Raw genomic sequence first — 15,438 nt, forward strand, 5'->3', positions numbered from 1 at the left:
ATCAGACAATCTGTGTGAGCACTTCAAAGAACGCTTCTTTAAGGTAAGGAGGTGATCCAACCGCAGGTTCCCCTACGGTTACCTTGTTACGACTTCACCCCAGTCATGAATCACAAAGTGGTAAGCGCCCTCCCGAAGGTTAAGCTACCTACTTCTTTTGCAACCCACTCCCATGGTGTGACGGGCGGTGTGTACAAGGCCCGGGAACGTATTCACCGTGGCATTCTGATCCACGATTACTAGCGATTCCGACTTCATGGAGTCGAGTTGCAGACTCCAATCCGGACTACGACGCACTTTATGAGGTCCGCTTGCTCTCGCGAGGTCGCTTCTCTTTGTATGCGCCATTGTAGCACGTGTGTAGCCCTGGTCGTAAGGGCCATGATGACTTGACGTCATCCCCACCTTCCTCCAGTTTATCACTGGCAGTCTCCTTTGAGTTCCCGGCCGGACCGCTGGCAACAAAGGATAAGGGTTGCGCTCGTTGCGGGACTTAACCCAACATTTCACAACACGAGCTGACGACAGCCATGCAGCACCTGTCTCACAGTTCCCGAAGGCACCATCCCATCTCTGGAATGTTCTGTGGATGTCAAGACCAGGTAAGGTTCTTCGCGTTGCATCGAATTAAACCACATGCTCCACCGCTTGTGCGGGCCCCCGTCAATTCATTTGAGTTTTAACCTTGCGGCCGTACTCCCCAGGCGGTCGACTTAACGCGTTAGCTCCGGAAGCCACGCCTCAAGGGCACAACCTCCAAGTCGACATCGTTTACGGCGTGGACTACCAGGGTATCTAATCCTGTTTGCTCCCCACGCTTTCGCACCTGAGCGTCAGTCTTCGTCCAGGGGGCCGCCTTCGCCACCGGTATTCCTCCAGATCTCTACGCATTTCACCGCTACACCTGGAATTCTACCCCCCTCTACGAGACTCAAGCTTGCCAGTATCAGATGCAGTTCCCAGGTTGAGCCCGGGGATTTCACATCTGACTTAACAAACCGCCTGCGTGCGCTTTACGCCCAGTAATTCCGATTAACGCTTGCACCCTCCGTATTACCGCGGCTGCTGGCACGGAGTTAGCCGGTGCTTCTTCTGCGGGTAACGTCAATGAGCAAAGGTATTAACTTTACTCCCTTCCTCCCCGCTGAAAGTACTTTACAACCCGAAGGCCTTCTTCATACACGCGGCATGGCTGCATCAGGCTTGCGCCCATTGTGCAATATTCCCCACTGCTGCCTCCCGTAGGAGTCTGGACCGTGTCTCAGTTCCAGTGTGGCTGGTCATCCTCTCAGACCAGCTAGAGATCGTCGCCTAGGTGGGCCGTTACCCCGCCTACTAGCTAATCCCATCTGGGCACATCCGATGGCAAGAGGCCCGAAGGTCCCCCTCTTTGGTCTTGCGACGTTATGCGGTATTAGCTACCGTTTCCAGTAGTTATCCCCCTCCATCGGGCAGTTTCCCAGACATTACTCACCCGTCCGCCACTCGTCAGCAAAGAAGCAAGCTTCTTTCTGTTACCGTTCGACTTGCATGTGTTAGGCCTGCCGCCAGCGTTCAATCTGAGCCATGATCAAACTCTTCAATTTAAAAGTTTGATGCTCAAAGAATTAAACTTCGTAATGAATTACGTGTTCACTCTTGAGACTTGGTATTCATTTAGCGTCTTGCGACGTTAAGAATCCGTATCTTCGAGTGCCCACACAGATTGCCTGATAAATTGTTAAAGAGCAGTGCCGCTTCGCTTTTTCTCAGCGGCGCGGGGTGTGCATAATACGCTTTCCCGCTACAGAGTCAAGCATTTTTTCGCTTTTCTCTGTCGAAGTTCTCAGGAGAACCCCGCTGACCCGGCGGCTTATTTGCCGTTGTTCCGTGTCAGTGGTGGCGCATTATAGGGAGTTATTCCGGCCTGACAAGAGGAAATTTAAAATAATTTTCCGAATGCGCAAGTTTCAATCAAATCAGCCTGAAACTGTCAGTTTTTCGAGCGTTTTAAAGCCGTAACGCTGTAAAACGGACAATAACTGTTCAGCTTCTGGCGTCATTGCCATACAAAAGGCAATATTCGCATCGACTGATTTTGCATCAGGGGCTTCATGCTCCAGTAACCAGGCCGTTCGGCGGGCAATCGCTGCGCCTGAATCCACCAACCGGGTTCCCTCTGGCAGCACCTGCAACAGTTCATCTTGTAATAGAGGGAAGTGGGTACATCCCAGAACAACAGTATCTGGCGGCTCTTTCATTCTTAACCACGGGCGCAAGATACGCTTTAGTGCATCCAGAGAAACTTCATTGCCATGCAGCTTCGCTTCAGCCAGCTCGACCATCTCTGCCGAACCGAGCATTTCTATCTGGCATTCATTGGCGAAACGCGCGATCAACTCATGGGTATAAGAACGTTTAACTGTTCCGCGAGTTGCCAGCAGTCCAACAATGCCATTAGCGGTCAGACGCGCTGCGGGTTTAATCGCCGGAACGACGCCGACAACCGGGAAGTCAAACTTTTCGCGTAATGCAGGAAGTGAAACGGTACTGGCGGTGTTGCAAGCCACCACCGCCAATGCAAGGGGATAACGTTCTTGCACTGCAGTGACAATTTCCACCACGCGCTCAACAATAAACTCTTCGCTTTTTTCGCCATACGGGAAAGCGACGTTATCAAAAGCATAAATGTAATGGAGATCCGGTAAGAGACGCCGGATCTCGTCATAGACCGACAGCCCACCGACGCCGGAGTCAAACACCAGCACGGTGGGACGTGGTTCAGAAGGTGTAGCTGCCAGACAAGGTGTATTCCCGTCCTGCAGTTTGGTAGCCATAGACTGTCTCGTAATCTTTGTCGAACAGGTTGGCTATTTTACCACGAACAGTCAGATGAGAGGTGACCGGATATGCAACCGCAATATCCCACAAGCTCACACCGCCCATTTTCACAGTTTGATAGGGATAAGATGAGTAATCCTTATCATAGCGAGTACCTAAATACTGGTAAGTAATACCCCAATCAAAATCATACAGTTGCCAGTCGAGCTGATATTTCACCTGCTGTTTAGCACGACGTAATAACGGCGTGTCGGTAATCGCATTACGTGCGTCGACATAATCGTAACTCACCGTATGTGTTAGCGGTCCGGTATCAAAATTGGCGGTCGCCTCGACGCCTTTAATCCGCGCTTTCCCTTCGTTGTAGTATTTCAGGATGTGATCGTCATAATCGATCAGGTCACTGATATCGTTACGATACCCGGAGATACGCCAGTTCACCCCGGCGGTTAAACCCTCAAACGCACCTTCCCACTGTTTGCTTTTCTCGGGGTTCAGATCCGGATTACCGTAGAAACCGTACAGTTGCCCAAGATTAGGTGCCTTGTACGACGTGCCATAAGAAGCGATAAAGCGATAGCCTTCAATGAACTCCCAACCAGCACTGGTTTGCCAGGTGCCATGACGACCAAACTGTGAGTTATCATCGCTGCGTGCAGCACCTTCAAACGTAAAATCGCCAACTTGTTGTACCCCGGTCAGATAGATCCCCGTATTACGTTGATCATACCCATCTGCAACATATCCAGTGCCTGGCGCCGTAGTTTGCTTCTGCCAGTCAACACCCGCGCCGATATTACCGTGACCAACGGTGACGTTGTTTGCCCACTGGACGGTGTACTGCTTCATCTCATCGAGCGTCGCGGACGAATCATAACGACCATAATGCGGATCGTAGTTGTAATCTTTGCTGTGGCTGTAACTGGTAATCAGTTGTGATTTAATCAGCTCGCCGTTATAGCGCAGCCCGGTGTCCCAACTTTGGCTATAGAGTTTACGGGTATCGAGTAACGGTGAGCCGGGAGAATAATACGCGTCATAATTGGTACGATTATCATAGCCATAGCCGCGCACAAAGCCGCTCCAGGTGTCAGTAAAATTATGCTCCAGCGCACCATAAAGCGTTTTACTTAAAAAACCATCGTTATCTGGTTGTGCTTGCGTTCCGGTATTGCCATAGGCGACAACATCAAATCCATGGGTATGGGCATAATCGGCCAACAGAGTTACCCGTGTTTTATCCCCCAGTTGTTGCTGCGTAGAAACATCGTAGTTCTGATAACTATTACTTCCCCATCCCGCTGAAATTTCCGTGCCGGATTCATCCCGCGTGGTGATGATATTCACCACTCCGCCTATTGCATCAGAACCATAAACGGCAGATCGCGGTCCACGGATATATTCAACTCGCTGGACAAGCGCAATAGGGAATTGGCTAAGGTCGGCAGAACCACTGACCCCCGCCAAATTCAGGCGTACGCCATCAATTAACACCAATACATGGCTGGCGTTTGTACCACGAATAAAAATAGAAGAGAGCTGACCTGAACCGCCATTCTGGGTGATATCCACGCCCGGCAGACGACGTAGAACATCGTTCACCGAGGCCGACTGCCAGCGGTCAATATCCTGACGTGTCACAACGGTAGTTGGAGCAAGCACAGTGCTGCGAGGCTGTTCAAAACGGTTAGCAGTAACAACGAGAGTATCCGGGCTGGTGTCCTGTGCCCAAGCGGAAAAGGCTGTGACGGAACACGCCGTCAGCAGCGAAGCTTTTTTAATCATTGTAAAGCATCCACAATAGAAGAAGGATGCCGCAGGTTTCATCAATATTACGCGATGATGAGAACCAGATGCGACGTTGGCCGGCAGGTCTTCGGGCTTGGAGGGGTATCTGAGGATACAAAGAGATGATGACTTCCCACCGGATGGCAGTGTCCGCATTACGCAATCATCGCACCTTTCCTTACCGCTGCGCGTCAGCTCCAGATTCGCACTGGATTCCCTATTAACTCACAGGACCGGCGAGTGGATGCTACAGGTTGTAACAAGTTGCTGTCCAGACGTCGCGCATAAATAGGAATTCATCAAGATCTGGACATCTGATGAGCAATCCCTACAATCGCCGCGTACATTTCATTTTCAGGATACATCATGACCCCCGAACACCTTCCAACAGAACAGTATGAAGCGCAGTTAGCCGAAAAAGTGGTACGTTTACAAAGTATGATGGCGCCGTTTTCTGACCTGGTTCCGGAAGTGTTTCGCTCGCCGGTCAGTCATTATCGGATGCGAGCAGAATTCCGCATCTGGCACGATGGCGATGACCTGTACCACATCATTTTCGATCAACAGACCAAAAGCCGCATCCGCGTAGATAGCTTCCCCGCCGCCAGTGAACTGATCAACCAGTTGATGATGGCGATGATTGCGGGTGTGCGTAATAATCCCGTTCTGCGCCACAAGCTGTTCCAGATTGATTACCTCACCACATTGAGCAATCAGGCCGTCGTTTCTCTGCTGTACCATAAAAAGCTGGATGACGAGTGGCGTCAGCAGGCAGAAGCCCTGCGCGATGCACTGCGAGCGCAGAATCTGAATGTGCATTTGATTGGTCGGGCAACGAAAACAAAAATCGAGCTGGATCAGGATTACATTGATGAGCGTCTGCCGGTCGCAGGGAAAGAGATGATCTACCGTCAGGTAGAAAACAGCTTCACCCAGCCAAACGCGGCGATGAATATTCAGATGCTGGAATGGGCGCTGGATGTTACCAAAGGCTCAAAAGGCGATTTACTGGAGTTGTACTGCGGCAACGGTAATTTTTCATTAGCTCTGGCGCGCAATTTTGATCGAGTATTAGCCACCGAAATCGCCAAGCCGTCGGTCGCTGCCGCGCAATACAATATTGCTGCTAACCATATAGATAACGTACAAATTATTCGTATGGCGGCAGAAGAGTTTACTCAGGCGATGAATGGCGTGCGTGAGTTTAACCGTCTGCAAGGTATCGACCTGAAGAGTTATCAGTGCGAAACCATTTTTGTCGACCCACCGCGCAGCGGTCTGGACAGTGAAACCGAGAAAATGGTGCAGGCGTATCCGCGTATTTTGTATATCTCCTGCAACCCGGAAACGTTATGTAAGAATCTGGAAACATTAAGCCAGACGCACAAGGTTGAACGTCTGGCTCTGTTTGATCAGTTCCCCTACACGCACCATATGGAGTGCGGCGTATTACTAACCGCTAAGTAAAACCCATGCTGGATGCGCCAGCATCCAGCATGATACTGATTACTCAGCAATTTCCTGCTTACGGTTACGCATCTTCGCGCCAATCCAGAACACCATAATGACGGACAGCACGGCCGGGAAGAAGTTAGAACCGATATCCGGATATTCCGCACGAACCACCGTGCTGTACAGCAGAACACCGAGAATAAAACAGGCAGCAGCCAGACCCGGCAAACCTACCGGCATAGTGCGATTAAGATAACGTTGATGCAGGCAGTAGACCGTCAGCACCAGGGAAATAATCGGGAATACAGAAAATGGCACAATGGAGCTAAACAGCGCCGCAAAAGTACCATTGATCGATAAGCCTGCAACCAGCGCCAGCAGCAGCGTACCTCTATCTTGATTTGCTTGTTTCATTACTCGTCCTTCACATTTCCCGGAATAATTGCGGTTTTTTCTTGTTCACGGCGATACCAGTAATAAGCCCCTTTCGAAATCATTCGCAGTTGCAGTACCAGTCGCTCTTCTAATTGCCGACGTTGTTCGACGCCGACATCCAACGCCTCGGCACCCGCACTGAAGACAATCGTCACCATTGCTTCGGCTTGCGCTTCAGTAAACGCACGAGGCATATGGTTTTCGAGTTCCAGATAGTCCGCAAGTTCCGCAATGAAGTGCTGAATTTCACGCGCAACAGCGGCACGGAACGCAGCGGAGGTGCCGGAGCGTTCCCGCAATAATAACCGGAAGGCGTTCGGATTATTACCGATGAACTCCATAAATGTGGAGACCGAGGTGCGGATCACACTCCCGCCTTTAGCAATACGCTGACGCGCCTGGCGCATGAGTTGGCGCAGCATTAAACCGCTCTCATCAACCATGGTCAGACCAAGTTCGTCTACGTCGCGGAAATGCCGATAAAAAGAGGTGGGAGCAATGCCCGCTTCACGCGCCACTTCACGCAAACTCAGGCTGGCGAAGCTACGTTCAGCACTTAATTGGCTAAATGCGGCTTCCACCAGAGAACGGCGGGTTTTTTCTTTTTGTTGCGCTCTTACGCCCATCACGATGTCTAAATCCTTGCCAAAAGTACTGTTGGCACTATACCAGAGAATGAACATACTGGATTGCTCCAGTGTTGTGAATGAACGGTAACGCAATAAAACACATTTACTGCAACTCTTTAGCCGGTTCTTTCACAAACAACAACGCCAGCATCGACAACAACGTACCTCCGCCCAGATACCACGCTGGCGCCGTCAGGCTATCCAGTAACACAATGGATTGCGTGGCAAAGTATTGCGCAAACCCGCCGAAGATTGCTACGCCAATGCTATAAACCAGTGCGAAGCCCAATGCCCGAATCCGTTTCGGTAACAGTTCGGAAATCAGCAACATTACCGGTACACCGCCAAGCGTGGTGAAGCTGACCATCACGAAAACCACCGTCAGCAACATGCCGGGACTGGGATAATTCACCAACAGCCAGAACGATGGCCAGCTACAGATCAACACCATCACCCGGGAGATTAAAATCAGCTTTTTACGCCCGACCGAATCACACAGCATCCCCACCAACAACGCCCCCACAAACGTAATAACGCCCGCCAGTAACATCGCTGCATGAGAATAGTGTTGAGGCATCGCCAGATACTTCGCAGCCCAGGTGCCGTAGTAAAAGAGGGAGATATAGGTTGCAACCGTACTACCAATAGCGAGTAAAACACCATTAACGATGGTTGCTTTATGTTGCAAGAGCAGAGAAAACGCGCTTTCGCTGGCTGCGGCTTTTTTATGGTGCACAGGTTCAGGCACATCGTTTTCCAGACTCAGGCGCAGCCAGCAACCGATGGGCGCTAACAGCACACCAATAAAAAACGGTACACGCCAGCCCCACTCCGCCATTACGGTTTCTGAACCTGTGGCGAACGGCAGCCATGCGCTCAAACCCAAAGCGACGACACCACCAAAGGTCGTTGCCAGCCCCTGGGTCGCCAGCGACCAGCTACTGTAAAAGCCGCGACGATTTGCCGGAGCTGACTCAACCAGCAAAGACATTGAGGCACCGACTTCACCGCCTGCCGCAACGCCCTGAATCAGGCGCGCCAGCACCAGCGTCGCTGTTCCCCAATATCCCGCCGTCGCATATGTTGGCGCAATGCCGATCATCAGCGTACCGAGACTCATCAGGGCAATGGTAAACACCATCGCCGGTTTACGCCCGAAACGATCGGCCCAGGCACCAACGATAATCCCACCAAGCGGGCGCATAAAAAAGCTCACGCCAAACGTTGCAAATGCCAGTAACAGCGCGACATTGTGATCGGCACTGGGTGGAAAGAAAAGCGTGCTGATATAGACCACAAAAAAGTTGTAAACGCCAAAATCAAAAAATTCGAGCGCATTGCCAAACGCCGAGGCAAAAATCACCCGTTTGCCGCTGGGCTTTTTCCTTACGTCCACTGTTTCATTTACGATCGCCGTCATTCCATGTTCCTTGCCAGATAGTGATGTTGTGTGTTGTTTTATTTATTGCAGCCAGGCTTCCACCAGTGCGCCCCAGTAGCTGCTTGCCGGAACCAGACTTGCATCGTTGAAGTCGTAACCTGGGTTATGCACCATGCATGCCCCTTCCCCGACATCGCCATTACCGAACAGCAAAAAAGCACCTTTCGGCTGGGCTTCCAGCATGAAAGAGAAATCTTCACTGCCCATCAGAGGCTTGATGCCAAACCCGGCCCGATCTTCACCAAACGTTTTACACGCCACCTGCCAGGCAAAGCGCGCCATCTCTTCATCGTTGACCAACACCGGAGTACCGTTAACATGCGTCACATCAGCCGTAGCACCAAAGCTGATAGCCTGGGCTTGTGCCAGAGCGGGAATACGGGCCAACAGAAGTTGCCGGGTTTCACGGCTAAGAGAGCGGACGCTAATTTTCATCTCAGCACTATCAGGAATGACGTTAGCGGCCTCACCCGCAACAATACTGCCGACGGTAATGACTGCTGCCTCCAGCGGATCGACATTGCGCGACACAATGCTTTGTAATGCGGTGGTGATATGTGCGGCAACCAGCACCGGATCAATCGCTTTGTGAGGGATCGCACCGTGTCCGCCACAACCACGAACCGTAATATGGAATTGATCCATTGACGCCATCAGCGCTCCGGGCTGGAAATAAAACTTACCCACTGGCAGACCGGGCATGTTATGCATGCCGAAAATGACATCGCAGGGGAAACGGTCAAAAAGTCCTTCTTTAACCATGATCTCGCCGCCGTTAATCATTTCTTCCGCTGGCTGGAAGATAAGGCGCAACGTGCCGTTAAAGCGGCGGGTTTCAGCAAGATAGCGCGCGGCACCCAGCAATATTGTGGTATGTCCGTCATGCCCGCAGGCATGCATTAAACCGGGATGTTTACTGGCCCAGGACTTGCCGCTATTTTCATAAATTGGCAGCGCATCCATATCGGCACGCAAGCCAATACTTTTCTCTCCGTCACCGACTTTTAAGGTAGCGACCACGCCCGTCGTCGCCAGCCCTTGTTCAACTTCATAACCCCACAGGCGTAACTTTTCCGCCACCAGCGCACTGGTTTTAAACTCCTTTAACCCCAGCTCCGGATTTTCATGGATCTGATGGCGGATCTCGCGCAGTTCTTCCTCAAACCCACGAATAGAGTGTTCGATCATCGGCTATTCCTTTATTCACTGATAAACAGGCTAATTAACGGATTGCATTGATGGTATAAATACAAATAACCAATCAATATAAAATGTTTATCTATTTGTTTTATAAAATGATTTCACGGAGACAATAACAAAAAGGCACTTTTCAGCAAGATAAAACTATCTGCCATAAGAAAAAGCGTTTAATTGCGAATTAATGAGACAGGGAAGGAACAGACAAAGCAAAGGCCGCTCACGATATAACCAGATAAATGACGGGGATCAATTGGCTTACCCGCGATAAAATGTTACCATTCTGTTGCTTTTATGTATAAGAACAGGTAAGCCCTACCATGTCACATTCCTACGATTACGATGCCATAGTAATAGGTTCCGGCCCCGGCGGCGAAGGCGCTGCAATGGGTCTGGTTAAGCAAGGTGCGCGCGTCGCAGTTATCGAGCGTTATCAAAATGTTGGCGGCGGTTGCACCCACTGGGGCACCATTCCGTCGAAAGCCCTCCGTCACGCTGTCAGCCGCATTATAGAATTTAATCAAAACCCTCTTTATAGCGATCATTCACGGCTGCTCCGCTCTTCTTTTGCCGATATCCTCAACCATGCCGATAATGTGATTAATCAACAAACGCGCATGCGTCAGGGATTTTACGAACGTAATCACTGCGAAATATTGCAGGGGAACGCTCGCTTTGTTGACGAGCACACGTTGGCGCTGGATTGCCCTGACGGCACGGTAGAAACGCTGACCGCAGAAAAATATGTCATTGCCTGCGGTTCTCGCCCTTATCATCCGGCAGACGTCGATTTTACCCATCCGCGCATTTACGACAGCGACTCGATTCTTAGCATGCATCACGAACCGCGCCATGTACTTATCTACGGTGCCGGGGTGATCGGCTGCGAATATGCGTCGATCTTCCGTGGAATGGATGTGAAAGTCGATCTGATCAACACCCGTGATCGCCTGCTGGCATTTCTGGATCAGGAGATGTCAGATTCTCTCTCCTATCACTTCTGGAACAGTGGCGTGGTGATCCGTCACAACGAAGAGTACGAGAAGATCGAAGGCTGTGACGACGGCGTGATCATGCACCTGAAGTCAGGCAAAAAGCTGAAAGCAGACTGCCTGCTCTATGCCAACGGTCGCACCGGTAATACCGATTCACTGGCGTTACAGAACATTGGACTGGAAACTGACAGCCGCGGTCAGCTAAAGGTCAATAGCATGTACCAGACCGCGCAGCCGCACGTTTACGCGGTGGGCGACGTGATTGGTTATCCAAGCCTGGCGTCGGCGGCCTACGACCAGGGACGCATTGCCGCACAGGCGCTGGTGAAAGGCGAAGCCACCGCGCATCTGATTGAAGATATCCCTACCGGCATCTACACCATTCCGGAAATCAGCTCGGTCGGTAAAACGGAACAGCAACTGACCGCGATGAAAGTGCCGTATGAAGTGGGCCGTGCCCAGTTTAAACATCTGGCTCGTGCGCAAATTGTCGGGATGAACGTGGGCACGTTGAAAATTTTGTTCCATCGGGAAACAAAAGAGATTCTGGGAATTCACTGCTTTGGTGAGCGCGCTGCCGAAATTATTCATATCGGTCAGGCGATTATGGAACAGAAAGGTGGCGGCAACACGATTGAGTACTTCGTCAACACCACCTTTAACTACCCGACTATGGCGGAAGCCTATCGGGTCGCGGCGCTAAACGGCTTAAATCGCCTGTTTTAACGTTTTACCGAAATGGCCATCCATTCTTGCACGGATGGCCTCTGCCAGTTGCTCATAGCGACTGCGCAGCGGCGAACCCGGACGGTAAACCAGGCCAACAGTGCGGCGTGGTTCTGGCTTAATGCACGGCAGATAAACAACGCCATCACGTTTACGCTCCGGCGGCACGGCCAGCGCAGGCAGTAAAGTGATACCGCTACCAGCCGCCACCATGTTACGCAGCGTCTCCAGACTGGTCGCGCGGAAGTGTGTATCTTCATCCGCCCCCGCTTCAAAGCAGAAGCCCATTGCCTGATCGCGCAGACAGTGACCATCTTCCAGCATCAGCAGTTTTTCCCCGGCCAGATCGGCCATCGGTACACATTCACGATCAGCCCACGGGTGATCTTCATAGATTGCCAACAGCATTGGCTCATCAAACAACGGCACTTCAATGAATGCTTCGCTCTCCTTCACCAGTGCGAGGATCACACAGTCGAGTTTGCCGCTGTCCAGTTGCGCCAGTAATTGATGGGTCTGGGCTTCATGCAGATACATTTCCAGCTTCGGAAAAGCCTGATGCAGCATCGGGATAATATGCGGTAGCAGGTAAGGCCCGACCGTTGGAATCAAACCAATGTGCAGCGGCCCGGACATGGTCTCGCCCTGCTGGCTTGCCATCTCTTTAAGGACTTTCACCTCACGCAGCACGGTACGCGCCTGATCCACCAGCAGCATTCCCGCCTGGGTGAATAACACTTTACGGCTGGTCCGCTCCAGCAACATCACGCCCAGCTCATCTTCCAGCTTACGAATTTGCCCACTCAGGGTTGGCTGGCTGACGTGGCAGGAATCTGCCGCACGGCGAAAATGGCGGTGTTCGGCCAATGCCACCAGGTACTCAAGATCACGAATATTCATTATCCATCCTCCATCGCCACGATAGTTCATGGCGATAGGTAGCATAGCAACGAACGATTATCCCTATCAAGCATTCTGACTGATAATTGCTCACAGAAACGGAGCGGCACCTCTTTAACCCTTGAAGTCACTGCCCGTTTCGAGAGTTTCTCAACTCGAATAACTAAAGCCAACGTGAACTTTTGCGGATCTCCAGGATCCGCTTTTTTTTTATTTCGCCCGGCTCCCACAAGAGAGCCAGACCCAATATTTATTCAATGCGATCTTTGACGATAAAGAAGTAACACAGCGCGCCGATGAAGGTCACGCAGGCCGCAATAACCAGCGCCAGATTAAACGAGTGCGTAGTATCCACTACCCAGCCGGTCACGATCGGGGCAAAGGAAGCAAAGACAAAACTGCCAAAGTTTTGAATACCAGCGATGGAAGCCACTTTTGTTTCTGACACCATCACCTGCACCAGTCCCCATGCCGATGTTCCCGCGAAATGCACGCAGAACAACGCCATTGAGATAAACGCCACCGCCTGCGCAGGCGAGGAAGATTGCACCACCAGCAACGTCCCTAATGCCGACATCATCAAACCGCAAACAATGGCCGTTTTACGCGTCTTCGCCAGGTCGTAGCCTTTTTTCGCCAGTCTATCGACAACAATACCGTTGATCCACATCCCGACTGCCGCCGCAAGGAAAGGAATCGCCGCCACCCAGCCGGTTTTTGCCAGACTGAAACCTTGTGCAGCCTGCAAATAACCGGGTAACCACGCAATGTAGAGCCAACCGGTATAGTTGACACCAGCGAAACCTAAAATCATCCCCCAGGTTGTCCGATGTTTAAACAGCGCCAGCCACTCGCTAAATTGCAATTGTGGACGCGGCTTAACCGGTGCAGAGAGATACGCTCGTTCTTCATCGGTCAGGACAAACTGCGCCCGGTTGCGATACCATGCGTACCAGCAAATCCCAACCAGAATCCCCGCCAGGCCGATGATGACAAACATCGTCCTCCAGCCCCACGCCAGTTGCATCAATACAAGAACAGGGGGCGCGATGGCCTGACCGATAACGGTAGATGAGTTAAGGATCCCCAGCGCCGTGCCGCGTTCTTTTTGCGCATACCAGTCAGTGATAGATTTCACCCCCGCAGGCATAAACGGCGCTTCACCAATACCCAGTCCAATACGCATAATAATAAAGTGGCTAAAGGAATTAACCATTCCTGTTAATGCCTGCATTAATGACCAGAATATTAATCCTGCGCCTAACACAATTCGTGGACCAAAACGATCTAACAAAATACCGGAAGGCAGTTGTGAAAAACCATAAGACAGAGAAAATGCAGAAAGTAAAACGCCAAACTCTGTGGCTGATAATCCTAACTCGCCACGAATCGCCTCGCCTGCCACGCTCAATGATGAGCGATCGAGAAAATTAACGATTCCCGCCATAAATAATAAAACCAGCGCCACCGTCTGAATACGGCGAATCCGTTGCGGTTTATTACCCGCAACACTACCTGGCAAATCAACATCCATTTTTATACTCCTTGAGAAAATTGAATAGATTTGATTACTCAATAAATAAATTAAGCGACAGATATACGGTTTCGCTTAAATCACTACCAATTCCACAATGTACCGTCTTCCAGACGCGCAACGGGGAGATACGCCGGATCATACGGATATTTCGCCGCCAGCTTCTCATCAAAGGAGATACCCAGCCCTGGTTCATCGCCTGGGTGCATATAACCCGCGTCGAAGCGCCAGCTATGCGGGAAGACCTCAAGCATTTGTTCGGAATAACCCATGTACTCCTGAACACCGAAGTTAGGCACCCAGAGATCAAAATGCAGCGCTGCCGCATGGCAAATGGGCGATAAATCAGAAGGGCCATGCGAACCGGTACGCACCTGATAAAGCGATGCAAAATCGGCAATCCGTCGCATCCCGGTAATTCCACCAGTATGGGTAATCGTCGTGCGGATATAGTCAATTAACTGCTCTTCGATTAACTGCTTACAATCCCAGATACTATTAAAGACTTCTCCGACCGCAATTGGTGTCACGGTATGCTGGCGAATCAAACGGAAACACTCCTGATTCTCGGCAGGTGTCGGGTCTTCCATCCAGAACAGGCGGTAATCTTCAATGCTCTTACCAAAGCGCGCCGCTTCAATAGGGGTAAGGCGATGGTGCATGTCATGCAACAGATGTTCATTAAAACCGAACTTGTTGCGCACGGCCTCAAAGAGCTTCGGCGTAAAATCGAGATACTTTTCTGAAGACCACAATTGTTCTTCCGGCCACTGGCCTTTGGTTGCCGGTTCGTAAGCCAGCCCTTTTCCCTTCGCCAGGCCATAGGTAGTTTGCATACCCGGCACGCCGCACTGCACCCGAATCGCCTTAAAGCCCATTTGCTGGTGTTTTGCATAGTCTTCAAGGACTTCATCAATTGTACGCCCGGTGGTGTGGCAATAGACCATCACGCCCTCGCGAGAAGCGCCACCCAGCAGTTGATACAGCGGCATATTGGCTGCTTTAGCTTTGATATCCCATAACGCCATATCAATGGCAGAGATTGCCGACATCGTAACGGGGCCACGCCGCCAGTAAGCACCTTTATAAAAGAATTGCCAGATATCTTCGATACGGCTGGCATCGCGACCTATTAATTGTGGACAAAGATGATCTTTCAGATAGGAAGCGACCGACAATTCACGACCATTTAATGTGGCATCTCCCAACCCACAAAGTCCGCTTTCAGTGGTTATTTTAAGCGTAACGAAATTACGCCCGGGGCAAGTGACAAAAACGTCCGCAGCAATAATTTTCATTATTGCACTCTCCTGTGTTTTAAATAGACGTTTTAAACTTAATTTTATGCCTACTACCATACAAGGAAGAAAAAGTGATTATTCAACCGTGATCACATTAAAAATAAAATTTTCCGCCGAGGAACAGAAATATCCTCAAATATTGTCTACAATATTAACCATCATCGTTAAAACAACACGTTAAATAATCACATAACAAATTCCATTAATCTTAAAAATGAAC

At 50.7% G+C, this 15,438-nt stretch carries 11 protein-coding genes, 1 rRNA gene and 1 riboswitch; of the genes, 2 read left to right on the forward strand and 10 right to left on the reverse strand.

What is annotated here, in order from left to right; genetic code table 11:
- Nucleotides 1-44: 44 nt before the first annotated feature.
- From A31E_RS05010 to btuB, 3 genes are all read right to left on the reverse strand, one after another.
- A 16S ribosomal RNA gene (locus tag A31E_RS05010) occupies nt 45-1,586 on the reverse strand.
- Between the two features lie 372 nt (nt 1,587-1,958).
- Nucleotides 1,959-2,816, reverse strand: coding sequence for a glutamate racemase (gene murI, locus A31E_RS05005; protein WP_000201835.1), 858 nt, complete (start codon nt 2,814-2,816; stop codon nt 1,959-1,961).
- Nucleotides 2,761-4,605 carry a TonB-dependent vitamin B12 receptor BtuB gene (gene btuB, locus A31E_RS05000; RefSeq protein ID WP_016249361.1) on the reverse strand — a complete coding sequence of 615 codons (1,845 nt, stop codon included), beginning with the start codon at nt 4,603-4,605 and terminating at the stop codon, nt 2,761-2,763. The genes murI and btuB overlap by 56 nt, the downstream gene beginning before the upstream one ends.
- Before the next feature lie 64 nt (nt 4,606-4,669).
- Nucleotides 4,670-4,861: riboswitch (cobalamin riboswitch) on the reverse strand.
- Between the two features lie 113 nt (nt 4,862-4,974).
- Here btuB and trmA point away from each other — a divergent pair.
- A complete protein-coding gene (trmA, locus tag A31E_RS04995; RefSeq protein ID WP_016249362.1) occupies nt 4,975-6,075 on the forward strand; it encodes a tRNA (uridine(54)-C5)-methyltransferase TrmA in 1,101 nt (366 codons plus the stop codon).
- Nucleotides 6,076-6,114: 39 nt separating this feature from the next.
- On the opposite strand, the gene A31E_RS04990 is transcribed toward trmA, so the two are convergent.
- From A31E_RS04990 to A31E_RS04975, 4 genes are all read right to left on the reverse strand, one after another.
- Complete coding sequence (locus A31E_RS04990) at nt 6,115-6,474, reverse strand: YijD family membrane protein (protein ID WP_000806410.1); 360 nt, start codon at nt 6,472-6,474, stop codon at nt 6,115-6,117.
- Nucleotides 6,474-7,124, reverse strand: a complete 651-nt coding sequence (gene fabR, locus A31E_RS04985; protein WP_001309117.1) for an HTH-type transcriptional repressor FabR — start codon at nt 7,122-7,124, stop codon at nt 6,474-6,476. Before fabR ends, A31E_RS04990 begins: the two co-directional genes overlap by 1 nt.
- Nucleotides 7,125-7,227: 103 nt before the next feature.
- Entirely contained in the window at nt 7,228-8,544 is a 1,317-nt protein-coding gene (locus A31E_RS04980; protein WP_000125454.1) for a citrate-proton symporter, read from the reverse strand.
- 42 nt (nt 8,545-8,586) lie between these two features.
- Nucleotides 8,587-9,753, reverse strand: coding sequence for a M20 aminoacylase family protein (locus A31E_RS04975; RefSeq protein ID WP_016249363.1), 1,167 nt, complete (start codon nt 9,751-9,753; stop codon nt 8,587-8,589).
- A gap of 329 nt (nt 9,754-10,082) precedes the next feature.
- On the opposite strand from A31E_RS04975, the gene sthA reads away from it, so the two are divergent.
- The gene (gene sthA, locus A31E_RS04970; protein ID WP_000019889.1) at nt 10,083-11,483 is read left to right on the forward strand and encodes a Si-specific NAD(P)(+) transhydrogenase; all 1,401 of its coding nucleotides are present in this window, start codon (nt 10,083-10,085) and stop codon (nt 11,481-11,483) included.
- Here sthA and oxyR read toward each other — a convergent pair.
- The 3 genes from oxyR to manD all read right to left on the reverse strand — a co-directional run bounded on the left by oxyR (nt 11,466) and on the right by manD (nt 15,215).
- Nucleotides 11,466-12,383 (reverse strand): DNA-binding transcriptional regulator OxyR, encoded by a 918-nt coding sequence (gene oxyR, locus A31E_RS04965; protein ID WP_001025929.1) that lies wholly within the window; start codon nt 12,381-12,383, stop codon nt 11,466-11,468. The genes sthA and oxyR overlap by 18 nt on opposite strands.
- Before the next feature lie 250 nt (nt 12,384-12,633).
- Complete coding sequence (locus tag A31E_RS04960) at nt 12,634-13,917, reverse strand: MFS transporter (RefSeq protein ID WP_000382161.1); 1,284 nt, start codon at nt 13,915-13,917, stop codon at nt 12,634-12,636.
- An 83-nt stretch (nt 13,918-14,000) separates the two neighbouring features.
- Nucleotides 14,001-15,215: a D-mannonate dehydratase ManD gene (manD, locus tag A31E_RS04955; protein ID WP_001517527.1), complete on the reverse strand. Its 1,215-nt coding sequence runs from the start codon at nt 15,213-15,215 to the stop codon at nt 14,001-14,003.
- Between the last annotated feature and the right edge of the window lie 223 nt (nt 15,216-15,438).

Origin of the sequence: Escherichia sp. KTE159, from assembly GCF_000408805.1 — a bacterium.
Lineage (GTDB): Bacteria > Pseudomonadota > Gammaproteobacteria > Enterobacterales > Enterobacteriaceae > Escherichia > Escherichia marmotae.